The 22,712-nt window shown below is 61.1% G+C and carries 21 protein-coding genes; 14 read left to right on the top strand and 7 right to left on the bottom strand.

Annotated features, from left to right (window positions below):
- Nucleotides 1-28: 28 nt before the first annotated feature.
- A complete protein-coding gene (locus CYG48_RS21650) occupies nt 29-2,170 on the bottom strand; it encodes a TonB-dependent siderophore receptor (protein ID WP_118852712.1) in 2,142 nt (713 codons plus the stop codon).
- 286 nt (nt 2,171-2,456) lie between these two features.
- On the opposite strand from CYG48_RS21650, the gene CYG48_RS21645 reads away from it, so the two are divergent.
- The 5 genes from CYG48_RS21645 to CYG48_RS21625 all read left to right on the top strand — a co-directional run bounded on the left by CYG48_RS21645 (nt 2,457) and on the right by CYG48_RS21625 (nt 7,426).
- A complete protein-coding gene (locus tag CYG48_RS21645; RefSeq protein WP_118852711.1) occupies nt 2,457-3,455 on the top strand; it encodes an iron-siderophore ABC transporter substrate-binding protein in 999 nt (332 codons plus the stop codon).
- On the top strand, nt 3,455-4,492 hold the full coding sequence (locus CYG48_RS21640) for a FecCD family ABC transporter permease (RefSeq protein ID WP_118852710.1): 1,038 nt from the start codon (nt 3,455-3,457) through the stop codon (nt 4,490-4,492). The genes CYG48_RS21645 and CYG48_RS21640 overlap by 1 nt, the downstream gene beginning before the upstream one ends.
- Nucleotides 4,489-5,532, top strand: a complete 1,044-nt coding sequence (locus tag CYG48_RS21635) for a FecCD family ABC transporter permease (RefSeq protein WP_118852709.1) — start codon at nt 4,489-4,491, stop codon at nt 5,530-5,532. The genes CYG48_RS21640 and CYG48_RS21635 overlap by 4 nt, the downstream gene beginning before the upstream one ends.
- A 65-nt stretch (nt 5,533-5,597) precedes the next feature.
- Nucleotides 5,598-6,365 carry an ABC transporter ATP-binding protein gene (locus tag CYG48_RS21630; RefSeq protein WP_245450623.1) on the top strand — a complete coding sequence of 256 codons (768 nt, stop codon included), beginning with the start codon at nt 5,598-5,600 and terminating at the stop codon, nt 6,363-6,365.
- Nucleotides 6,362-7,426 carry a DUF2218 domain-containing protein gene (locus CYG48_RS21625; RefSeq protein WP_118852708.1) on the top strand — a complete coding sequence of 355 codons (1,065 nt, stop codon included), beginning with the start codon at nt 6,362-6,364 and terminating at the stop codon, nt 7,424-7,426. The genes CYG48_RS21630 and CYG48_RS21625 overlap by 4 nt, the downstream gene beginning before the upstream one ends.
- A gap of 2 nt (nt 7,427-7,428) precedes the next feature.
- On the opposite strand, the gene CYG48_RS21620 is transcribed toward CYG48_RS21625, so the two are convergent.
- Nucleotides 7,429-8,271 (bottom strand): DMT family transporter, encoded by an 843-nt coding sequence (locus CYG48_RS21620; RefSeq protein WP_118852903.1) that lies wholly within the window; start codon nt 8,269-8,271, stop codon nt 7,429-7,431.
- A gap of 265 nt (nt 8,272-8,536) precedes the next feature.
- On the opposite strand from CYG48_RS21620, the gene CYG48_RS22810 reads away from it, so the two are divergent.
- Nucleotides 8,537-9,811 carry a diguanylate cyclase gene (locus CYG48_RS22810; RefSeq protein ID WP_199925326.1) on the top strand — a complete coding sequence of 425 codons (1,275 nt, stop codon included), beginning with the start codon at nt 8,537-8,539 and terminating at the stop codon, nt 9,809-9,811.
- Nucleotides 9,812-9,919: 108 nt separating this feature from the next.
- Complete coding sequence (locus tag CYG48_RS21605; RefSeq protein WP_150132744.1) at nt 9,920-10,549, top strand: cyclodeaminase/cyclohydrolase family protein; 630 nt, start codon at nt 9,920-9,922, stop codon at nt 10,547-10,549.
- A 13-nt stretch (nt 10,550-10,562) separates the two neighbouring features.
- Here the strand turns inward: CYG48_RS21605 and CYG48_RS21600 are convergent, their stop codons facing one another.
- A complete protein-coding gene (locus CYG48_RS21600; RefSeq protein WP_118852704.1) occupies nt 10,563-10,874 on the bottom strand; it encodes a hypothetical protein in 312 nt (103 codons plus the stop codon).
- Between the two features lie 148 nt (nt 10,875-11,022).
- On the opposite strand from CYG48_RS21600, the gene CYG48_RS21595 reads away from it, so the two are divergent.
- The gene (locus CYG48_RS21595) at nt 11,023-11,241 is read left to right on the top strand and encodes a hypothetical protein (protein ID WP_118852703.1); all 219 of its coding nucleotides are present in this window, start codon (nt 11,023-11,025) and stop codon (nt 11,239-11,241) included.
- Between the two features lie 233 nt (nt 11,242-11,474).
- Here CYG48_RS21595 and CYG48_RS21590 read toward each other — a convergent pair whose 3' ends face one another.
- The 4 genes from CYG48_RS21590 to CYG48_RS21575 are packed head-to-tail and all read right to left on the bottom strand — an operon-like array spanning nt 11,475 to nt 16,160.
- Nucleotides 11,475-12,548, bottom strand: a complete 1,074-nt coding sequence (locus CYG48_RS21590; RefSeq protein ID WP_118852702.1) for a lipocalin-like domain-containing protein — start codon at nt 12,546-12,548, stop codon at nt 11,475-11,477.
- Nucleotides 12,538-14,946 (bottom strand): ABC transporter permease, encoded by a 2,409-nt coding sequence (locus CYG48_RS21585; protein ID WP_118852701.1) that lies wholly within the window; start codon nt 14,944-14,946, stop codon nt 12,538-12,540. Before CYG48_RS21585 ends, CYG48_RS21590 begins: the two co-directional genes overlap by 11 nt.
- Complete coding sequence (locus tag CYG48_RS21580; protein WP_118852700.1) at nt 14,943-15,602, bottom strand: ABC transporter ATP-binding protein; 660 nt, start codon at nt 15,600-15,602, stop codon at nt 14,943-14,945. The genes CYG48_RS21585 and CYG48_RS21580 overlap by 4 nt, the downstream gene beginning before the upstream one ends.
- Nucleotides 15,603-15,626: 24 nt before the next feature.
- The gene (locus CYG48_RS21575) at nt 15,627-16,160 is read right to left on the bottom strand and encodes a metallophosphoesterase family protein (protein WP_199925325.1); all 534 of its coding nucleotides are present in this window, start codon (nt 16,158-16,160) and stop codon (nt 15,627-15,629) included.
- A gap of 134 nt (nt 16,161-16,294) precedes the next feature.
- Here CYG48_RS21575 and CYG48_RS21570 point away from each other — a divergent pair, with 134 nt between their 5' ends.
- The 6 genes from CYG48_RS21570 (at nt 16,295) to CYG48_RS21545 (ending at nt 22,599) form a co-directional block, all read left to right on the top strand.
- Nucleotides 16,295-16,510, top strand: coding sequence for a hypothetical protein (locus CYG48_RS21570; RefSeq protein WP_118852699.1), 216 nt, complete (start codon nt 16,295-16,297; stop codon nt 16,508-16,510).
- A gap of 6 nt (nt 16,511-16,516) precedes the next feature.
- Nucleotides 16,517-16,759, top strand: coding sequence for a hypothetical protein (locus tag CYG48_RS21565; protein ID WP_118852698.1), 243 nt, complete (start codon nt 16,517-16,519; stop codon nt 16,757-16,759).
- 107 nt (nt 16,760-16,866) lie between these two features.
- Complete coding sequence (locus CYG48_RS21560) at nt 16,867-18,513, top strand: putative bifunctional diguanylate cyclase/phosphodiesterase (RefSeq protein WP_199925324.1); 1,647 nt, start codon at nt 16,867-16,869, stop codon at nt 18,511-18,513.
- 14 nt (nt 18,514-18,527) lie between these two features.
- Nucleotides 18,528-18,953: a BLUF domain-containing protein gene (locus tag CYG48_RS21555; protein ID WP_118852696.1), complete on the top strand. Its 426-nt coding sequence runs from the start codon at nt 18,528-18,530 to the stop codon at nt 18,951-18,953.
- Nucleotides 18,954-19,072: 119 nt separating this feature from the next.
- The gene (locus CYG48_RS21550) at nt 19,073-22,231 is read left to right on the top strand and encodes a type II toxin-antitoxin system ParD family antitoxin (protein WP_118852902.1); all 3,159 of its coding nucleotides are present in this window, start codon (nt 19,073-19,075) and stop codon (nt 22,229-22,231) included.
- Complete coding sequence (locus CYG48_RS21545; RefSeq protein ID WP_118852695.1) at nt 22,231-22,599, top strand: response regulator; 369 nt, start codon at nt 22,231-22,233, stop codon at nt 22,597-22,599. The genes CYG48_RS21550 and CYG48_RS21545 overlap by 1 nt, the downstream gene beginning before the upstream one ends.
- The last annotated feature ends 113 nt before the right edge of the window (nt 22,600-22,712 follow it).

The raw sequence follows: 22,712 nt of genomic DNA, 5'->3' as shown, positions 1-22,712 counted from the left end.
CTGCCGAGACAAGACGAGCTTTTCGCGATTACCAGGTCTGGCGCAGCGTTGCGTAGATGGCCCGACCCGGATTGTAGTACACGCCACCGCTGTCCTGGCTGGCGATATGCTTTTCGTCGAACAGATTGCTGGCGTTCAGTTGGAGCGTCGTATTCTCCGCCACCTTGTAGGTGAAGGCAGCGTCGAAAACCACGGCACTTTCCGACGATCCGGTGTTGGTGAGGTTCAGGAAGTACGAGTCGAGGAAACGTGCACCGAGGCTGAAGGTCATGTCGCCGCGGTTCCCGTCGCCCTCAAGCGTATATGTGCCCCAGATCGACGCCGTGTGCTCCGGAACACGCATCAAGCGGTTGCCGTCGCTGGCACCACCCGGCTCGTCGATCCTGGAGTCGATATAGCTGTAGGCCGCGATAATGTTGAAGTTGTCGGCGATCTCCGCTTTGGCTTCGAGCTCCACACCACGATGCCGCACCTTGTTCACTGTTGCCGGCAGGTAGGTGACGCTGTCGTAGACGGTGATGTTGCCCTTGGTCAGGTCATAGACCGAAGCGGTGAAGAGGGCAGGGAAGGCATCCGGACGGTACTTGATGCCTATCTCATACTGCTTGCCCGTAGTCGGATCGGTACCGATACCGGGAGGTGCCGCGGATTCCGCGTAGCTCGCAAAGGCAGCCAGCTCTTCGGTGATCTTGTAGCTCACGCCGAGACGCTTGGTGAACTCGCTATGGTCACCTGAGGAAGAAGCACCAGTGAGGAGGTTGGTCTGGCTGAGGTCGAACCAGTCATTGCGCAAGCCGAGGCTGACGGTCAGTCTGTCGGCAAAGGTCAGGTCCTGCTGGAGATAAATCGCCTTGGTGACCTGGTCATTTCCCGTTCCGGATGTTGGTGCCGTGGATATCGGACCGCCTGAATAGACCGGGTTGGTCCAGTTGATTGGCGGAGCGCCCGGAATGTAGAGGCCGTAGTTCCTGGACTCAAAGTTGTTGTAGTCGGCGCCGATCAAGGTGCGGCTGTCGACGTTTTCGAAACTCGTCTCGTAGATCAGGTTGGCGTCGATGACGAACTGCTCGGCGGACGTGTCACTGCCGAAGAAGTAACGATCGGCGAGATTGGAGCCGTCGGTGCGGGTGTTCGACAGGTAAGCGCTACCAAAGGCGTTGTCTGCCTTGCTGTAGCGTGCATTGGACGCAAAGCTCAGCCCATTGCCGAAGTCGTGGTCGAACATCAGGCTGTAGACGTTGCGGCTCGTGTCGAGGAAGTAGTAGTCCGGCTCGCCGAAGAACTTGTCCCGATCGAAGTTAGTGCCGAGCGGCTGGCCGCCATTTCCCGGCACACCCTGCCGCTCCAGGTGGTCGAACACGAAGGAGAGGCTCGTCATGTCGGTCGGGCGCCACGTCAGGCCACCCATGATGAACTTTTCATCGTTCTGGGAATAATCGTATTCCGCTTCTGCGCCCTGCAGCTTGCCGGTCAGGCGGTAGGAGAGCGAGCCATCTTCCGTGATGTTGTCGCCGAAGTCGAGGCCGACCTCCTTGTGGTAGAAGGAGCCGCCAGTGATATAGGCTTCGCCGAAGCGCTCGCGCTTCGGTAGCTTGGTCACGTAGTTGACGGAGCCGCCCGGCTCTGCTGCGCCAAAGCCCGATGAACTCGTTCCTTTGAGTACTTCGATACGCTCATATGCATAAGGTTCCTCGCGAACACCGCCGAAGGTGCGGCCGACAGCCAAGCCGTCACGATAGGTATAGGGTGTGAATCCGCGGATATCGAAATAGTCGTAGCGGTCGTCCCCACCGTAAAAGTCGGTCACGACGCCGGCGGTGTATTGAACAACCTGCTCGACGGTTTCTGCGTCACGTTCCTCGATTTCCTTCGAGGTGATGACCGAGACGGAGGCTGGCGCAACGAGAATGTCCGTCGGCAGCTTGCCGACACCCGTCGTCTGGGTAGCGACGATCGACTTCGAGTCATTGCTGGTGTCGAGTACTGTGCTCGAACCATTGCCTTCGATGACGATCGGGGCAAGCGTCGGGCCGTCGGTCACGCTGTTGATGTCCTGTGCCGATGCCAGCGCCGGTGCAACAAGAGCAAGCGCCGTACACCCAAGCAAGGCGATCTTTCGATGCGCGACGCGGCCGGGCTTTAGGTGACGGTGTACTCTGTTCATGTCCATGACGCGTTCCAAACGGTTAAGGCGCTGCTTGCAGCGAGATCAACAAAATCTGTGGGAAGTGAACCGCAGATGCCCCCTGAGCCCAAAGCGCCCGCTGCATCATGTCGTGTTTTGTCCCCGTTGCGGCTCTTAACTTGAGAAACGAGGTCTAGTATTGTATTTTTCTTTGGCCTTGTAGGATTCCGCGGAAATGTCACCGCCTCTGGGCGCGCCCAACTGCATTATCGTTGACGTGCGGGAGTGAACCTGAAAGTGAAAGTCCACTTAATGTCCGGCGGAGTTTGAAATGCTGCGGTTGTTTGTTGTGTGGATCCGACTGCTTGTCGCATGCGGCGCGGCGCTCTGGGCAACAGGTGCGTGGTCGGCATCAGAAGGCGCCTTCCCGGTCACTATAAACCACGCTCTCGGCACCACGGTCATCGAGAAGAAGCCGGAACGTGTCGTCACCGTGGCATGGGCAAACCATGAAGTCCCGCTGGCGCTCGGCGTCGTGCCGGTCGGCTTTGCCCGCGCCAATTTCGGCGATGATGATGGGGATGGCCTGCTGCCGTGGGTCGCCGAAAAACTAGCGGAGCTTAAGGCGGATAAGCCCATCCTGTTCGATGAAGGGGACGGAATCGACTTCGAGGCGGTTGCCGCGGCCCAGCCCGATGTGATCCTCGCCGCCTATTCAGCGCTCAGCCAGGCTGACTACGATACGCTGAGCCAGATCGCGCCGGTCGTTGCCTATCCGGAGGCGCCCTGGTCAACGGACTGGCGCCAGATGATCCGCTTCAACAGCCTCGGCCTCGGCATGGCCGCGGAAGGCGAGGCCTTGATTGCGAAGATCGAGGCACAGATCGCCGAAACGCTCGCGGGACATCCGGAACTGCGGGACAAAACGGCGATGTTCATCACCCATCTCAACGCTACCGACCTCAGCACCGTCAGCTTCTACACGACCAACGACACGCGCGTGAAATTCTTCGGGGATCTTGGCCTGAAGTCGCCGAAGAGCGTGTCGAAAGCATCAGTGCCGGGCAAATATTCCGGATCGATCAGCGCCGAACGTGTCGATGATTTCGATGACGTCGACATTCTCGTCACCTACGGCGACGCCAAGCTTCTCGACGCCCTGGCAAAGAACCCGCTGATGGCAAAGATGCCGGCTGTCGCCAAAGGTGCGCTGGTGACCCTGGGACGCAATCCAGTGGGCACGGCCGCTAACCCCACCCCGCTTTCAATCTCCTGGGTGCTGAAGGACTATGTGGCTCTCCTCAGCGAGGCGGCGAAGAAATCTCCATAATGCTGACGCAGAGACGGCCACCCCAGAGAAGCGTGCTTGCACGCACCAATGCCACGCGCAGCGTGTGGCTGGTGGGACTGTTTGTGCTTCTTCTGCTGCTCTGCGCGCTATCTGTAACCGTCGGAACGCGAGACGTCGATTGGGGCGATATCCTTGCCGGCGTACAAGGCAAGGTCGACAGCATCGGTCAAGCTGCCGTCAATGTTCGTATCCCGCGCACCGTTCTAGCCGCGCTCGCCGGTGGCGCGCTGGCCCTCGCCGGCGCTATCATGCAGGGCGTCACGCGCAACCCGTTGGCCGACCCCGGCATCCTCGGCGTCAACATGGGTGCCTCGCTTGCGGTGGTCATCGGCGTCGCATGGTTCGACATCTCCTCAGCAGAGGCTTTCATCTGGGTCGCTGTTGCCGGTGCAGGAAGCGCGGCAGTGTTTGTCTACACCATCGGCTCGCTCGGGCGCGGCGGCGCGACGCCACTGAAACTGGCGTTGGCCGGCGCCGCAACGTCGGCCGCCTTCGCCTCCATGGTCATTGCCGTCGTCCTTCCGCGCAACGACATCGCCGGCGGCATTCAATCGTGGCAGATCGGCGGGGTGGGCGGGGCAACATTTGAACGCATCCTGCCGGTGCTGCCCTTCCTGGCTGCCGGCTTCATCATCAGCCTCCTGTCGGCGCGTAAGCTGAACTCCCTGGCGTTGGGGGATGACCTCGCGGCGGGTCTTGGAGAACGTGTGGCGCTGACCCGCGCAGTAGCAGCCTTTGGCGCCGTTCTTCTGTGTGGCGCGACGACAGCCGTGTGTGGCCCGATTGGCTTCCTTGGACTTGTCGTCCCACATCTTTGCAGGCTGCTCATCGGGGTCGACTATCGCTGGCTTCTGCCGTTTTCAGCCTTGGGTGGCGCATGCCTTCTCCTGGTGGCGGATGTCCTTGGGCGCCTGATCGCACGGCCTGCCGAACTGGATGTCGGGATCGTCACAGCCTTCTTTGGCGCACCCTTCTTCATCTGGGCCGTCCGGCGGCAGAGGGTGCGCGAGTTATGACTGGAACCGCTCTTGCCTCCATCAACCCGATCAAACAAGGCCGTCGCCGCCGCGCTCGCAGGCACGGCTCGGTGATCCTGACGCTCCTCGTTCTGGTGCTTGCGTTCTTCGTGCTCGCCTTGTCGCTAGGCCAGAGCTTCACGCCGCCTGGGGATGTCCTGCGCGTACTGCTGGGCGAGAGTGTCCCCGGCGCGAGCTTCACCGTCGGGCAGTTGAGGCTGCCGCGTGCCCTGCTGTCCATCCTCGCGGGTCTCAGTTTCGGCATGGGGGGCGTCGCCTTCCAGATCATGCTGCGCAACCCGCTGGCGAGCCCCGACATCATCGGCATCAGCTCTGGCGCCAGTGCGGCCGCCGTATTTTCGATCGTCCTGCTGTCCTTGAGCGGCCCCCTTGTTTCTGTCGTCGCCGTTTTTGCCGGGCTTGGCGTCGCTCTCTGCGTCTACGGTCTTTCATCCCGGCAGGGTGTGGCGGGCACGCGGCTGATCCTTGTAGGCATCGGCGTTTCCGCAATGCTGGATAGTTTTGTCGCCTATGTGCTGTCGCAGGCGCCATCCTGGACGCTGCAGGAAGCGATGCGGTGGCTGACGGGGAGTGTGAACGGTGCACAGCTTTCGCAGGTGCTTCCGCTTCTGGTGATGCTGGCCCTCTGCGGCGGCTTACTCCTGTCCCGCGCTAAAGATCTCGAGGCGCTTCGTCTGGGGGATGACACCGCGGCAGCGCTTGGCGTGAAGGTCACAGAGACACGGATCATCGTCATCATGGCTGCGGTGGGCATGATTGCCACGGCAACCGCGGTCACCGGACCAATCGCCTTTGTCGCCTTCCTCTCCGGACCCATTGCTGCACGCATCGTGCGAAACAGCGGCTCGCTGCTGATCCCGTCTGCCCTGGTCGGCGCGACCCTGGTCCTGGCGGGAGACTACGTCGGACAGTTCCTCCTGCCGAGCCGCTATCCCGTCGGCGTCGTCACCGGCGCGCTTGGGGCACCGTACCTGATCTACCTCATCGTTCGGGTCAATCGCAGTGGAGGCTCCCTGTGAACGTGAAGCCCAGCCACTCGCTCAGCGTCCAGAACGTTTCTGCCGGATACGGTGATGTCGCGGTTTTGCATGACCTCGATCTCGTGATTCCGTCGGGCAAGATCACCGTCATCGTCGGCGCCAATGCCTGTGGCAAGTCGACGCTCCTGCGTGCGATGTCCCGGCTTCTTGCACCGGCCAAGGGCCAGGTTCTGCTGGACGGCAAGGCCATCCATCGCACGCCGCCCAAGGAGCTTGCGCGAACGCTCGGCCTGCTGCCGCAATCGCCGATCGCTCCGGAAGGGATTACCGTGGCCGACCTCGTCAGCCGTGGGCGGCATCCGCACCAGGGCCTCTTCTCCCGCTGGACTCGCGAAGACGATGCGGCGGTGGAAGCGGCACTTGTCGCTACCCAGACCATGGATCTCGCGGAACGGCCGGTTGACGAGCTTTCGGGTGGACAGCGCCAGCGGGTCTGGATTGCCATGGCGCTCGCGCAACAGACGGACATCCTTCTGCTGGACGAACCGACGACCTTCCTCGACATCAGCCATCAAGTCGAAGTGCTGGACCTGCTCACGGACCTGAACGACCAGCGCGGAACGACCGTGGTAATGGTCCTGCACGACCTCAACCTCGCGGCCCGATATGCGGACCATCTCATCGCCATGGCCGATGGTCGCGTCCATGTCACCGGCGCCCCGGATGACGTGCTTACTGAACAGAACGTCCGTCAGGTTTTCGGCCTCGACAACTGCATCGTAACCGACCCCACATCCGGCCGGCCGATGATGTTGCCGATCGGACGGCACAGAATGACCAGAGATCAACACCTGAAGGAGGACCGCGCATGAATGCAGGTCAGCATTTCAAGCTTTCCGGCGTGGCACGGCCACACGATGCGCTCCATATGCTCGACGAAATCTGCGAGCACTTCGTGGAGCATGCCGATGTCGAAAGGGAAGGGCACCAGGCGCTCCTGAAGAGCAAGCTCGGTACGGCGAGCATCCGGATCGAGGATAGGAGACTGTTGATCGACCTCGCATGCCCGTCCGAGACGGCTTTGCAGATGAGCCGCAACAGCATTGCCGAGCATCTCTTTTACTTTGCAGGTGACGAACCGCTGGAGCTCGATTGGGCGAAGGCGACGGCTCTTACCTCGCTGCCGAACATCAACGAACTCACCGTTATTTCCGCCGAAGACGTCACGCCGCATATGCGGCGCGTCCGCTTCTCCTGCGACAACATCGAAGCTTTTGCAGGCGGCGACATGCATGTGCGCCTGCTCGTGCCGCCGAAGGGCAGGACGCCGGTCTGGCCGGGTTATCGTGAAGACGGTCGCGTGGCCTGGCCGGAGGGCGAGGATGAACTTCTCGTGCGCGTCTATACGATACGTGGCGTTGATGCGGAGCGGAAGGAGCTCTGGATCGACTTCCTGCAGCACCCGACACCCGGCGTTCCGACCCCGGGTGGGGATTTCGCCCGCGATGCCGAGCCGGGGCAGGTGGTAGCGCTTCTCGGACCTGGCGGTGGCGGCGTGCCGGATGCAAAGACCCTGCTCATGGCTGGCGACGAAAGCTCGCTTCCAGCGATCGCGAGGATACTTGAAGAGCTGCCGGCCGACACGAAGGTTGAAGCGATCATCGAAGTCGCGGATGAGCGCGAGCAGCAGCAACTTAAGACGGCTGCGTCGGTGAACGTACGCTGGCTGCACCGCAAGAGCTATCCGGCAGGAAGCGCCCAGGTTCTCCTGGAACAGGCGAAGGCCGCCGTTGCCGCCGCATCGGAAGACACGTTCGTGTGGTTTGCCTGCGAAAAGGAAGACGTCCGCGCCATGCGCACGTTCCTGAAGAACCGCGGCCACGATCGCAGGAAACGTTACGTCGCCTGGTACTGGGAACACACAGAGGACTAAGATCAGTTCGCTGTCGGTGCCTTGCCGGCGGCGTTCGACTTGCGCAGGTTGAACAGGTTGCCGGCCAGGATCAGGGCGGCACCCACAGCCGTCACGCCGTCGATGGCTTCGGAATAAAGAAGAAACCCGAGCAGGGCAGACAGCGGCACCCGAAGATAATCCATCGGCATCACAACCGTCGCATCGGCGTATGAAAGCGCCTGTGCCATGCAAAAATGCGCGAAGGTGCCGGCAAAGGCAATCACGAAGATCCACGGCCAGATGGCAAGCGACGGCCAGACCCAGACGTTCAGCGCGGGAATAAGCCCGATGACCGACTGGATGATGAGCATCCAGAAGATGATCTTGGTCGCGCTGTCAGAGCGGGTGAGCATTTTCGTGGTGATGAACGAGATCGCAAAAACGAAGGCCGCGCCCAAGACGATGAGGTGACCTGGATTCAGCGGTGCCGCGCCGGGTCTGACGATCAGCGTGACGCCAACGAGGCCGAACAGGATCGCTGCCATCTTGCCCGCCGTTAGCCTCTCCCCGAGAAACAGCGCCGCCATGATGGCCGTCCAGATAGGAGCGGTAAACTCGATCGCGATGACCTGCGCCATCGGGATCATCGTCAGACCGATCAGCCAGGCAAACTGACCGACGTAATGCGCCGTGTTGCGCCCGATATGGGTAAGCAGGATGCCGCTGCGCATCTGCCTGATCCCGCCTTCGCGGTGGACGAGCGGCAGCAACATAAAGAAAGCGATGACCGAACGCATCTCCATGACCTGGAAAACGCTGAGCTCGGTGGTGATCGCACGACCGGAGACGGCCATGAGCAGCAGCAGGGCGATGCCTGCCATCATCCAGGCTGCGGCTTTCAATGTCAGATGCTGTTGTTCCACGTCAAGTCGTTCCAGGCGACACGCCGGCAATTGCTGGGCTGCGCGAAAGGGATTGGGGTCTGCAACCGGACATAGTTCGTCGACCGATCGAAGTGAATAGTCTTCAACCTTATAAGGAGATTTGACAGCACTACGCCACCGCGCATGCTAGATTTGGCCATCAAATCCCCTAGCTTTCTATGTTTCTCCCGGCGGGATCGGCGAAGAAGGATGGATGGAGATGGCGATGGATGATCAGCGAGGATCAAGGCAGTTTGCCGCCGAGTCGCGGATGGCCCTTTTTGACTTCGCTTTCGATCATGCTCCTATCGGCATCGCCCTCATCGATCTGGACGGCTGCGTCATCCGTGGCAATGCCGCTTTTTCGCGCATGGTCGGCATCCCGCTTTCGGAACTGGAGGGCATCTCCTTCAGGGACTTCACGCATCCGGAAGATCTGGCGGCTGACCTTGCGCTGTTTGCTGAGGTACTTGCGGGGAAACGCGATGGGTACTCGATCGAGAAGCGCTACGTGCAACGCGATGGCTCCATCTTGCACGTGCGAATCCATGTGGCTGCGATGCGGCTGGCAAACGGCAAGGTTGCAAGGTTCATTTCACAGATCGAAGACATCAGCAAGGACAAGGAAAACGAGCGGGAACTCGCAGAGCGTGCCGCCCAACTTGAACTTGCCATGCAGGCGATCCGCGGCGGCTTCTGGCACATGGACGTCAAGACCCACAAATTCGAAACATCAGAACGTCTGACGCAGTTCATAGGAGGTCCGGATGCTGCCAAGTTCGACCTCAAGGGCTATACCGAACGCGTCCATCCTGACGACAGCACTGCCGCGGACCTTTCCTCTCTCATCGCCGGTAAGCTCGACCAGTCTGTTGCTCAGTACCGCTTGCGGACGATCGAAGGGGAGCGCTGGATGCGTTGCGACCGGCGCTTGCTGCGTGATCCCGATGGCGATCCCTGGCGGATCGTGGGTGTAGCGATCGACTTTACCGAGGAGCACGATCGCCTTGAGCGCCTCATGGAAAAATCCGAGACGGACGCACTGACTGGGGTTCTCAACCGGCGCGGGCTGGAAAGCCGCTACGAAATGCTTGTTTCAAGTGACGGGTTCAGTGTGCTTGCCATCGATCTCGATGGCTTCAAGGCGATCAACGACCGCCATGGCCATCCGGCAGGTGACGCGGTGCTCGTGGAAACAGCAAAACGGTTGCAGGCTTCAGTGCGGGTGAACGATCTCGTCTGTCGCGCGGGCGGGGACGAATTCATCCTGATCGTGGTCGGGGAGCCGGGGGTCGGCGAAGCCGTCGCCAAACGCATCGTCGAGGCGATCAGCGAACCGTTCCAACTGACGACGGGGACCGTGCGGCTTGGTACAAGCGTCGGCTGCACGTGGTGCCAAACCAAGAAGCCCCTCGACCAACTGACGGCGCATGCGGATGCACTCCTCTATGAGGCCAAGGCGGCCGGGAAGAACATGTGGCGTTTCGCCGTCTGTAGCTGACGCTTTCGCCGATCAGATCCGTCGCACATCGTTTCGAACCTCTGCCGGTTTCAGCTGTTTGGCATCTGAAGCCCGGCGAACGGGTCATCACAACGGGAGCGGACCGAGGTGGGGCAGCAACAAGGCCTGACGGACATGAGCATCGCCGAGATCAACGACGCGGTTGGCTGCAAGGCGCCCAGGTTGGGCGGAAGCACCGCTTCGCTTGCCTGCGCTCTCATCGGGCTTGGAATGGCCGAGATGGCCGTGGTCATATCCGCCGCACGAGACAAACAAGACAGTGCCCTTTCTCACGCTGAACAGGAGATCGGACACCTGACGCAGCGGCTGGCTGACGCGGCTGAGCAGGATCGGATCCAGTTCCAGCGTTACATGAGTATCCTGCGGCAAAAGTCAGAGGAGGATCATAAACCGGACAAGCCGCTCGAAGACGCAGGAGCCGATGCCACCCGCCAGCCTCTTGAAGCTGCAGACGTCCTGATGGATTGCCTCGAACTACTGGCGGGCGTCGCGGGCCACATCCACCACGTTGTCGCGAGCGACCTCTTCTCGGGCGCAGGAATCGTCAAGGCGGCATTTGCAGGCACTATGATGGCAGCCGACGTCAACCTGGCGGAAGACCGGCTTTCCGATCTCAAGCAGAAGACCGAGGCGCAGCGGCGTGATCTCGACCAGCGCTGCCGCAGCGCCTATGCCAAGTTATCACAGGCGGCGCTGAAGCATGGGTTCCGGATGTAGTACGCGGGACGGATCAGCCAGCAGAAACGTGCAGCGCGCCGATGTCTCCAAAGATCCGCTGGACGGCTGCAACCTCGTTCGCCGGGACATCCGCAGAAACCTCGATCTCACCCTGATTTGCGCCGTCGTGCCTCGTTTCGTCCCGAACCGATGGGGCATCGCTGCCATTGGGGGAGGTGCCCGACGTGTTCTCGGCGCCAACCGGCTGGACGAAGATGTCAGCCCGGTCGATCCCGTGATCCTGCGCCAGATGCTCTACCGCGACCTCTGCTGCGGCACGGGTTTCGAACCTGGCGGTAACGGTCTTGCTGCTGTTGTCTGACATCATCTTCTCCTTGGCGACGAGTGGGTAATCGCCAGCTAGAGCGATGGTTCCGCTAGGTTTTCACCCGCGGTTCAAATTATTCGGAGCGGCCTTGAACCTTCCGGCAAGCTTCCCACATTCGCCGCGATAATGCGGGAGTTCAGTTGAAATGCGTCCGTTCTTCGAAACCACGTTCGGCCCCGCCGAACTGGAAATTCTCGATACCGTGCTTGATGAGTGGAGGCAGGAGCACGATCTGCCGAAGGAGAGCCCGGATGTCGGCTTGGCCGCGGCAGTGATGATCAATCTGTTCCGGGAAGGCAATGACACGGTGCCTGCGCTGCGCAGGGCTGTGTCCGAGCACAAGGCGCTGGCCGATCTCATCTGAAACGAAAAAAGCCTGCCGCGGGAGGAGGTGCGGCAGGCTTTTGATTTGTGAACGGCGACTGGGAGGAGGAGTGCCGCTGTTCTTGTGGGTGTTTCCGGGAGGAGGAGAGAAACACCACGTTCCAACAGCGCGGGAGGAGGTGCGCTGTTCGATGAACAACATGTAGCTGTTGAAGCTGGCTGATGCCAGTGTTGTTGTTGCAGCGCAGCAATGCGCTGCAAGCATAGCGGCAGCTAATATCCGGTCATTTCCAGATATCCGACGCCTGAGTGGCTGCCCCCGAACCGGATTGGCCCCTCCCAATACGGCGTTGAGGTGCCCATCCAGCTCTGGTCGTTCAAGGCGTGTGTCGTGATGTCCACCCTCTTGGCGGGGACTTGGATCCTCCATTCAACCGGAACCGGCCGACCATTCACTTTTGCGGTTCGGAGCGGCTCAAGCGAGACCGACTCCGTGTCGATCATTTCCGTCTCTCCGTCTGCCTTGATCCAGTTTGCTGAAATAAATCCGCCTGCTGCATCGCGCAGACGAAACGCCATAAGCTTATCCCCGCTATCAAGGTGGAGCGAGAACCAGTCCCAGCCCTCCTGGTCAGCCGCCAGCGGCTGCGAGGACCATTCCCGATCGAGCCAACCTTTTCCGGTAATGGCAACCGGTTTCCCGCCGACCACCAGAGCCCCTTTAATCTGATAGAATGGCTGCGAGTAGTAGTGGCTTGCCTGACCCGCTTCGGACTTGACGGAATAGCCGCGATCACCTTGGGGGACGGGCGGAGTGCTCGTTTCCAGCGTCAGTTGGTAGCTGAATGCATCGCCCGCTGCGAATAGATCGAGACGGGCCAGTTCATCCTCGTCTGGCAGGCTGTTGCTCTTCATCTCCCAGTGATCGATCCAGGCCCGGAACGGGGTCGTCTCGACACCGGCTTGCCCTATACCGCCACGCCCCAACCGCTCGGCTACATAATGGTGGTCCGGTGTGGTAAGCGCTGCATGGCCGATCCAGATTTGCGGATCGCGCCAGCCTTCGGCATTTCCCGGTGCCAGAGCAGAGCGAAACAGCGTCCACTGAACGCCAAACACACGGCCGTCCTCGGCTTCGAGATTGGCGGTCACATACCACCACTCAATCCTGAAATCGGGATGGGGTCCGTGGTCGGCTGGAAAAGCCATGAGCGTGCCGCGCCGGGGAACGCTGAACCCTTCAGCATCGGAGCCCAGACCAGCAAAACCTTGCGCAAGAACCACGACCGGAAGGGCGGCGATGAGCAGAAGGAGGGCGAGGGCGCGCTTGGACCAGCTATCGTTCATTCGCGAATATCCTCAGCAGGTCGGCGGGATGCACCGTCGCGAGCCGCTTGACGGGCAACAGGACGGAAAGAAGCGCTGCGCCCAATGCGACGAGACCTAGCCACAGCCAGTCCAGTGGGAAGACATGCATGGGCAGCTTCCATCCGAACGCTTCGACATTGATGATCGACAACAGCACCCACGCGAGCACCAATCCGAGCGGGATAGCGGCAACAAACGTCGCCGACCACAGAAGCAGGGTACGCACCACTTCCAGCAGGGCCAGATCGCGTCGCCGCATCCCCATCGCCCAGACCGGAGCCAGTTGCGGAAGACGGCGACCGGACAGCGTCAGGAGGCTCGCAAACATAGCAAACCCTGCCACCGCCAGCGTCAGAACGTTCAAGGCCCCGGTGACGGTGAATGTCTGGTCGAAAACCTCGCGTGACCGCTGCTTCACGGAAGCCTGGTCCAGCACGTTGCCATCCGGCAGCCCGAACTCGTCCATCAACTGGCGCTGCAGATCTGCGGCTACGGCGGGCGCCGCGCGCAGGCCATAACGCAGCTTGGGGATGTCCGGATAGTGCTGCGCCAGAGCGGTTACATCCACGATTACCTGACCGTTCGGATTGCCATAATCGGAATAGACGCCGACAACCTTCACTTTCCACCCACCGGGCAGCTCAAGCTCCTGGCCAATGTCAACTTCGCCCTGGCGCCAAAACTGCTCGTTCACCAATGCACTGTTGCCGCTGGCGATAGCGTCCCAGACATCCTGGTTTCCGCGGATCAAGGGCCAGTGGTCGCGATAGGTCGCGTCGTCGGCCACCCCGTAGATCTCCACCTGCCGCCCAAGCACCTGGCCCTCCGTGCTCCAGATCGGTAGTACGGTAACGTGCCTGCCATCCAGCCATTGCCTCAGCCGCGCCGCCTCGTCTTCATCCCGGGCGGTGACGTAGAGCTCCGCTGCCAGCCGCTGGTCCAGCCAGCCTATGAAGGTGAGACGGAAGCTCGACACCATGGTGCCGACGCCGATATTGGCAGAAAGGGCGAGAAGCAGCGCCATCAGCGCAAGGGATAGACCTGGCAGCTGAACCCGTGTGTCGGCCCAGAACCACTGGGTCACCGCGCCACCTGCGCAGCTCTCCGCCAGTTTGAGAAAACCGGACATCAAGGGAGGAAGCAGAAGGGCCGCACCCAGAAGCAGCGCGCCGAGAACTGCAAAGCCCACCACCAGTCCGGTGCCGGCGAAAGCCAGCACCGCCGAGAGCACAAGCAGCAGAAGTCCGCAAACGACCTGAGCACGAAGGACCCGTGCCGAGAGCCCGGCCCAGGCCCGCGGTTGAGCTGCGGAGAGAATGGGGAGTTGCTTCACCTGCCATAGGTTCTGGGCCGATGCACAGGCGGTTCCCGCCAGCGCCATGGCCAAGCCTGCACCCCACCATTCCGGTCGCAGCGCGAGGCTGCCGGAAACGCTGGCCCCGTAGAGGCCTTGCAGGGTTGCCGCGACACCCGGCAGCAGCGTGGACGCCAGCAGATATCCGATTGTAACGCCGAGGAGACCCGCGACGAGGCCGAAGACCGCCAATTCAAGCATCAGGAGCACGATCAACGACTGCAGCGAGACGCCGAGCGAACGCAGCGTGCGAAAGGTGCTGCGTCGCTGCTCGAACGACAGCCCGATCGTCGAGTAGACGATGAAAAGCCCTACGACGAAAGCGAGAAACCCGAAGGCCGTCAGATTGAGGTGGAAGCTGTCCGTTAGCTGCGCAACATCGGGCTTCTCTGACGGACTACGCAGTACGGCCCAAGGTGCCGCCTCCTGCAGATCCGAAACGTCCAGCTGTTGCGATGGCGCCACGACGATCCTGTCGATGCTCCCATTCCGCTGTAGCAGCCGGTCCGCGACCGCGATGTCAGTAAAGGCTGCGTCGTTGGGAACCTCGGCTGCGATCTTGAGCGGAATATCCGTCTTGCCGTCGAGCTTGGCGGCTGTTGCTGCCGATACGACCAGTTCGCCCTCGGCGCCCATGAAGCTTGAGATGTCGTTGCCGCCGCTGATTTCAAAGGCGCGGCCTTCGCGCGGCATGGAAAGAGGATCGATACCGATCAACCGGATCCTCGCCTCTCCGAATCGATAACCCCCTTCGATGACTGGCGAAACTACCCAGCCGGCGCGGCGCAGCGAAACGTAATCGGCAACCGTAATTTGTCGGCCGGGCTGCGGCAGAAGCTGAATGAGATCGCCTTGCTCCAGCACACTGGCTGCCCGGGCATAGCTGGCTCGGGCTTCGGCATTGATGGCCTGAACGCCGGACCATAATGCCGTGGCGAGCGAGATGCCGAGAAGCAGTGTCAGAAACTGCAGGGGCCGGTGCCGCCAGTGGGAGAGCAGCGCCCAAAGCGCAACCCGCTTCATCCGCCGATCCTTCCGGCGCGCAGCATGATCTGGCGATCGAGCTTGCCCGCGAGGCGCATGGAATGGGTGACGAGGAGGAGGGCAGAGCCCGCCTCGCCGCTCAAGGACAACATGAGGTCAAGTACGGCGTCGCCCGTCGCCTCGTCCAAGTTCCCGGTCGGCTCGTCGGCGAGGATCAGTGGCGGTCGAACGGCAAGGCTGCGGGCTATCGCGACACGCTGCTGCTGCCCACCCGACAGTTGTTCCGGATAACGATTGAGGAGAGCGGTAAGTCCGAGCTTTTCCACCAACTGCCGCTCCCACTCCGGCTCCTGGCGTCCGGCGAGCCTGGCGTGGAACGCGATATTTGCCGCGACATCGAGAGACGGTATGAGGTTGAACTGCTGGAAGACGAGCCCCACCTCGTGCCGCCGGTAGAGCGCCCGCTCGGCATCAGCAAGGGTGGCTATATCGCGATCGTTGACAATGATCCTGCCCGCATCCGGTTGGTCCAGCCCGCCCACCAGATGCAGAAGCGTGCTTTTCCCACTGCCGGATTCACCGGTCAGCGCGACGGTCTCGCCGGCTTGCAACTGAAGGTCGATGCCTTTCAGCACGGCGATAGGACCCTCGGCGGTCGAATAAGATTTCGTGAGGCCGGAGATTGTCAGCAACATAGGAGTTCCATCTTTGAGTGAAGCCTATGCATCTGGTGCCGGTTCGTTGGGAGAAATCACTGCCGCACGACGTCGCGGTACCAGCAACTGGTCCAGCGTCACTGGCTTGAGATCGCGCGCATCGACGCCGACGTCGAACTGCCGAGGCATCGTCTTCAGGCGCCCATGGGAGTGGCCGTGCAGGTTGATCGATTTCTTCCCCATCTTGTTCCAGGTGCGGAACGGATAGTGGCACAGGATGAGCAGTTGCCCATCCAGCACCAGCTCCCGATAGTGCTGGACCGTCTCCCAGCCGGTTGCCGAAATCGTCGCCTCACCGTCGTTATTCCCGATGATCAGATGCTTCCTTCCGTTGAGCTTCTTCAGCATCTCGGAGGCATCGCCGCTACGGGTCAACATGAAGTCGCCGAGATGCCAGACTTCATCATCGTCTGCGACAGCCGCGTTCCAGTTCCGGATCAGAGCATCGTCATGCAGAGCCATGTTCTGGAAAGGGCGGCGGTCGATGCGCAGCACGCGCGGGTCGCCGAAATGCGTATCGCTCGTAAAGTAGATCATATCCGTAACCTGTGTCAGCCAAAGCTCCCGTCGAGGGAGCAGGGGCAATATGCCGCTGTTCGTGAGCCGATTTGCAGCGATACGTGGCACAAATCGAGCTGCCGCGTGTTTCTCTCCTGATCAGGAGGATAGACATGACAGAGAAGATAACCCCCGGCCTGAACGACCGCCCGCGAGAGAGCAGCATCGCGCAATCCGGCCCCGGCTTGCCTGACGACAGCAGCAGCCCGATCGAGGTTTCGGAGCAGCAGATTGAACGCGCGAGAGACCAACTCGTCGGATCGAACCGCGAGACCCTCAAGAAGGAAGTTCAGGAGCAGATCGAAAAGCCGCAGCGCGGATCGGCATGACGACCGATGCCTGGCACATTCACCAGTTGTTTCCTGCTTGCCTTCGATCTCGATGATCGCGGCCAGCCGGTACCCGCCTTCGAGCCACGTCCTGTATCCGATCCCTCGGATGGCCGGCGCGAAGCTGAAGCCCTTTCTGCCCGGCACGGGGGCGTAGTCCTCTGGCGTCGTCAGGGTGCACCCGCGATCGGCGAGGAAGGCGAGCCCGAGGTCCTGTTCTCGGCGGGCAGGATTGGCGACTTCAACTAGACGCGAGCTCGTTCCACTGTTCAAACCCGAGCTCGCAATGAATGACAAATGTTAAGAACTCGATGGCAAGTTGTTGTATCAGCGAGCTTTCCTTCCAGAGTCTGTGCATGTTGTCACCAGCCGAGAAGCTTACCACCGGTCGTCCCAGCGAGGGGCCCGACGGCTCCCCGCCATCCGTAGCGACGACCTTGCACATCACCCACGGTGTGGTGACGGATGTCGCGGGAGGACCGACCGACCTTTTCGGCGGGCGCGCGGTTCCCGGCAAGCCGCTGGTCGATCTGCTCGACGAGGCGGAGAAGTTTGGCTTCCTGCCCGGCGGAACGGCGGCAAGCATCAACACCGCACTCGCAGCACGGCAATCGAAGCAACTGCTCAGCCTGGCAGATGGCCGCAGCATCATGGTCGCGACCGAGTTCGCTGCCGCGGACGACATGACGCTTCACTTCGTTGACGTCTCGTTTGCGGTGCAGATGACGCTGAGCCAGCAGCGGGATGTGCTGACGGGCCTGCCGAACCGGGTAGAACTGCTGCGCAGGCTGAACGAACATCTTGCTTCCCCCGCGTCGCTCCCACAAACTGCGGTTCTGTACGTCGATTTGGACCGCTTCAAGATGGTCAATGACACGCTGGGGCACCCGATCGGCGATGCACTGCTGAAGCTGGTCGTCGAGCGCATGCAGCGGTTGCTGGCGCCAAAGGACGTGCTTGCGCGGCTTGGTGGCGACGAATTCGTCATCCTGCAGGCGGAGGGCGAACAGCCGCACGCCGCGGAAGTTCTGGCTTCCCGCATTATCGAGATCGTCGGACGCACCTATCTTCTTCAGGGACATTCGGTCCAGGTCGGCGCGAGCGTCGGCATCGCCTTGGCGGCGACCGACGGCAAGACACCGGAAGAGCTAATCAAGAATGCCGATCTCGCGCTCTTCAAGGCCAAATCAGCCGGCCGGGGCACCTTCCGGTTCTTCACCGACGCCATGGATCGCGAGATCCAGGAACGGCGGGCGCTGGAGATCGATCTGCGCCGAGCGATCATCATGCAGGAACTGTCGCTCGTTTATCAGCCGCAGTTCGAGATCGACGGAAACAAGCTGGTCGGCTTTGAGTCGCTCGTGCGTTGGTCCACCTCGGAACGCGGCAGCGTTTCGCCCGCACAGTTCATCCCCTTGGCGGAAGAAACCGGCATCATCGACCAGTTGGGGGAATGGGTGCTGCGCACGGCCTGCAAGGAAGCGGCACGCTGGCCTGAGCCGTTGACGGTCTCGGTCAATCTCTCGCCTGTTCAGTTCAAGAGCCCGAAGCTGGTCAGCATCATTGTTGGCGCCCTTTCGAGCGCAGGCCTTCCACCGTCACGGCTGGATCTTGAAATTACCGAAGGCGCGCTGATCGAGAACACAGAAACGGTGCTCCTCATGCTCAACCAGATCAAGGCGATGGGCATCAAGGTGTCGATCGACGACTTCGGGACGGGGTATTCTTCCCTGAGCTACCTGCAGAAGTTCCCCTTCGACAAGATCAAGATCGACCAGTCCTTCATTCGCAGCCTGGAGACGAACGCCGACAGTGCCGCGATTGTCCGCGCCGTCACCGCGCTCGGCAAGAGCCTCGGGATGATGACGATCGCCGAAGGTGTCGAGACTGAGAGCCAGTTGGAGCTTATTGCGCGCGACGGATGCGCGCAGGTGCAGGGCTATTTGACAGGAAGGCCCCTTGCCGCTGACGCTGCAGCTGAACTTATCTCAACAAGAACATGAATTCAGGACCGAAAATGTCTTTGTACCGCCTCGTTTACTACAGTGAAAACCGCATTTCTTCGTCAGTGGCGGATCTCCAGGCGGAGGTAGAAGAGATCTTGACCCAGAGCCGCCGCAACAACGCACTTGTGGGCGTAACTGGCGCGCTCATGTTCAGCTCGGGCTATTTTGGACAGGTGCTGGAAGGGCCGCAGGCTGCTGTGGAGGCCACCTTCGAGCGGATCCAGCAGGATCCTCGGCATGGGGATGTTGCGCTTCTTGAGTTCGCGCCCACCGACACCCGCTCCTTCGACACCTGGGCCATGGCTTATGTTGGTGAAGATTCGGCACTGTTCGCCCATCTGGGGCCGGAGACCGGTTTCGATTCTGACAAGATCACAGGCGAGGCGCTGTTCAACAGGCTTCGCGCCATGGTCGCCACCAATGCGGCGGTTGCCTGAGCTCAACGTTATAAGGATCTGTTTCCGCTCGACGTTTCGGTACCGTTTGATTTTGGATGCCGCCCGTCCACCGCTGTAACAATTATTGACACAGAGGTGCGAATTTGCGATTGGCGATCATGATCAATCGCCAGTCTCGCAACGTTTCCCTGACATCGGAACTTGAGGCATTCATAAACGAGTGCCTGGCGTCCGGCGATTATGCAAACGCCAGCGAAGTTGTCCGCGCAGGCTTGCGTGCGCTTCGCGGCAGTGCGGAGACAACTCAACCACTTCCTACGATCTGGCCGATTGGTGGCGGTCAATGTGGTCAGTTGATCCGCGAGCTGGACTGGTCGAAGACGCCACTCGGCGCTGTAGACACGTGGTCGGTCGAGCTGCGTACCACCGTTGCCAATGTCGTCAATTCTCCGGTCGCCAAGGTCCTGATGTGGGGCAAAAGCCACGTCATGGTCTATAATGATCGTTATGCAGAGATTGCCGGCGCCAAACACCCAGCGGCGATGGGCGCGCGGGTCTCAGAAACCTGGCCGGAGATCTGGGACTGGAACCGCGAGATGCTCGAGGCCGGCTTCAACGGTGAGCTCAAGTCTTTCCACGACCAGCCGATGACGCTCGAGCGGGATGGGATCGCCACCCAGTTCATCTTCGATCTGTTCTACACCCCGGTCTACCAGGCCGACGGGACGATCGGTGGCGTCATGTGCACCGTCGTCGACAACAGCAGTCGCGTCGCAATGGAAAAGCGTCTTGCGGCGAGCGAGGCAGAGCTTCGCCGCGTGACAGACGCCGTGCCGATGCTCATCTCCTATGTCGACCGCCAGCATGTCTACCGGTTCGCCAACGCTACCTATGAGGACTGGTTCGGCCTGAAGCTCGATGACGTCGTCGGTCGCAAGGTCGTCGATGTCATTGGTGAAGTCTCCTACGAGAGCCGGCGTCACGACATCGATCGTGGGCTGGCCGGCGAAGTCGTCTCCGCCGAGGCGGATCTGGTGCTTGGCGGCGGTGAGCCGCGCCGCTTCGAGCTGCGCTATATCCCCCATATCGAAGCAGACGGATCTGTTCCCGGCGTCCATATCCTCGGCATCGATATTGAGGACCGCGCGCTGCGAGAAGCCGAACTCGCCATAAGCAACAGCCGCTTCCGGACGGCGATGAGCGCCGTGCACGGGGTGCTTTGGACGAATACTGCCGATGGCCAGATGGTGGGCGAGCAGCCCGGCTGGGCCGCACTGACTGGTCAAAGCTACGAAGAGTACCAGGGCGTCGGCTGGGCGGATGCCGTCCATCCGGATGACGTGGAGAGCTCGGTGACGACTTGGAAACAGGCCGTCGCCTCGCAATCGATGTATGTCCACGAACATCGCGTTCGCCGTCATGACGGCACCTGGCGCCAGTTCGCCATCCGGGCCCTGCCAATCATTGGCTCCAGCGGCAAGGTTGTCGAGTGGGTGGGCGTCCATACTGACATCACCCATCAGCGCGCCGCAGAAGAAGCGCTGCGCGAACAGGCGGAGGCCCTGACGCGCCAGGTCCAGCACCGCGAGCGTGCCGAAGAGCAGTTGCGGCAGCTCAACGAGACCCTGGAGGCGCGAGTCATTGCAGAGATCGATGAACGCCGGCAGGCGGAGGCAAAGCTTGCGCAGGCCCAGAAGCTCGAGACCGTCGGCAAGCTGACAGGCGGCGTGGCGCATGATTTCAATAACTTGCTGCAGGTTGTTTCTGGCAACCTTCAGCTTCTCGCAAAGGATGTGGCGGGCAACCCGAGGGCGGAGGCCAAGGTTGCCAATGCCATGGCCGGCGTTGCCCGTGGTTCGCGCCTCGCGAGCCAGTTGCTCGCGTTCGGGCGACGCCAGGCGCTGGAGCCGAAGGTCGTCAATATCAGCCGGTTCATCCGTGACATGGACGACATGATCCGCCGCGCCATTGGCGAGGCTGTCGAGGTCGAAACGATCTTTGGTGGCGGGCTCTGGAACACGTTCATCGATCCGAACCAGATCGAGAATGCGCTGCTCAACCTCGCGATCAACGCCCGCGATTCCATGGAAGGTCGCGGCAAGCTGACGATCGAGCTGGCGAACGCGCATCTTGATGATGAATACGCCCGCCTCCACGACGAGGTGACGCCGGGGCAGTACGTGATGCTCGCCGTCAGCGACACCGGATGTGGCATGCCGCCGGAGATCATCGATAAGGTCTTCGAACCGTTTTTCTCGACAAAGGCGGAGGGCAGGGGATCAGGCCTTGGCCTCTCGATGGTTTACGGGTTCGTTAAGCAGTCCGGCGGCCATGTGAAGATCTATTCGGAAGTCGGTCATGGCACAACCATCCGGCTTTACCTTCCGCGAGCCATGGAAGCGGAAGACGTCGAGGTCGTTGTCGACAATGGCCCGATCGTCGGCGGCACGGAGACGGTGCTCGTGGTCGAGGACGACGCGGAAGTGCGCGAGACGGTCATCGCGATGCTGACCGACCTCGGCTACCGGGTGCTCAAGGCGGTTGACGCGGCAAGCGCGCTGACCGTGATCGATAGCGGCATTCCGATCGACATCCTGTTTACCGACGTCGTCATGCCGGGAACGCTGAAGAGCCCGGAACTGGCGCGCAAAGCGAAGGAACGGCTGCCCGACCTCGCAGTGCTGTTTACCTCCGGATATACCGAGAACTCGATCGTCCACGGCGGACGGTTGGACGCTGGCGTCGAACTCCTGTCGAAACCCTACACGCGCGAAGCGCTTGCCCGGAAGTTCCGCCACGTGCTGGCAAACCAGAAGCAGCGAGGTACGCGGCGCAGCGACAAGCCGTCGCCAGGGCCGAAGCCTGACGCAGACCTCACCGTTCGCCCCGCGCCGATCATTGAACGCAAGGGGCCAAAGACGGTGCTCCTCGTGGAGGACGATCATCTCATTCGCTCGACCACCGCGGAGATGCTGAAGGAGCATGGCTTCGTCGTGCTGGAGGCGGCCAGCGCTGAAGATGCGCTGACGGCCCTGCAGACTTTGCCGGTCGATGTGCTTGTGACGGACCTGAACCTGCCCGGCATCTCGGGATCCGAACTCGCGGAACAGGCGCGCACGGTTCGCCCCAATGCACTTATCGTTTATGCGACGGGAGATCCCGGCACGGTCCGAAAAGAGACCGATGCAATCATCGTTACCAAGCCTTATGATGCCGAAAAACTTGCAGCGCTGATCGATGACAGCAGATCAAGTTCGAACGGCGAACACGCAGCAGCAACCGGATCGACCGGTACAAATACGCAGGAAGAAGTCTGATGAGCGATCATCTCACCGTACTCGTAGTCGACGATGACGTGCTCATCGCAATGACATGTGCAGACATGGTGACGGAACTCGGCTATCGCGCGATTGAAGCCAACTCAGGCGCGCAGGCGCTGGATATCATTGCGCAGGAGCCGAAGATCGATCTGCTGATCACCGACTATTCCATGCCGTCCATGGATGGGGTGCAGTTGGTCAAGGCAGCGCGTGAGGCAGTGCCCGGGCTGAAGGTGATCGTCGCGACCGGTTATGCCGACCTGCCGCCGGACTCTGGACTTGAGGTACCGCGTATCTCCAAGCCCTACACGCTGGAAGATCTTGAATCGGCCATCACCAAGATCATTGGTGAAGCGCTCGCCTGACCGGCAGTTCCTGCAGCGAGAAGACTGCGCGACGCGACGCCAGGTGGTTGAGATTGACCTCTCAGGGAACCCTTGGCGCCGCTACCGTGTTCGACATGCTCCCGATCAATGAC

It is taken from the genome of Neorhizobium sp. SOG26, from assembly GCF_003491345.1.
Taxonomy (GTDB): domain Bacteria; phylum Pseudomonadota; class Alphaproteobacteria; order Rhizobiales; family Rhizobiaceae; genus Neorhizobium; species Neorhizobium turbinariae.
This window is presented reverse-complemented; position numbering and strand designations above follow the sequence as displayed.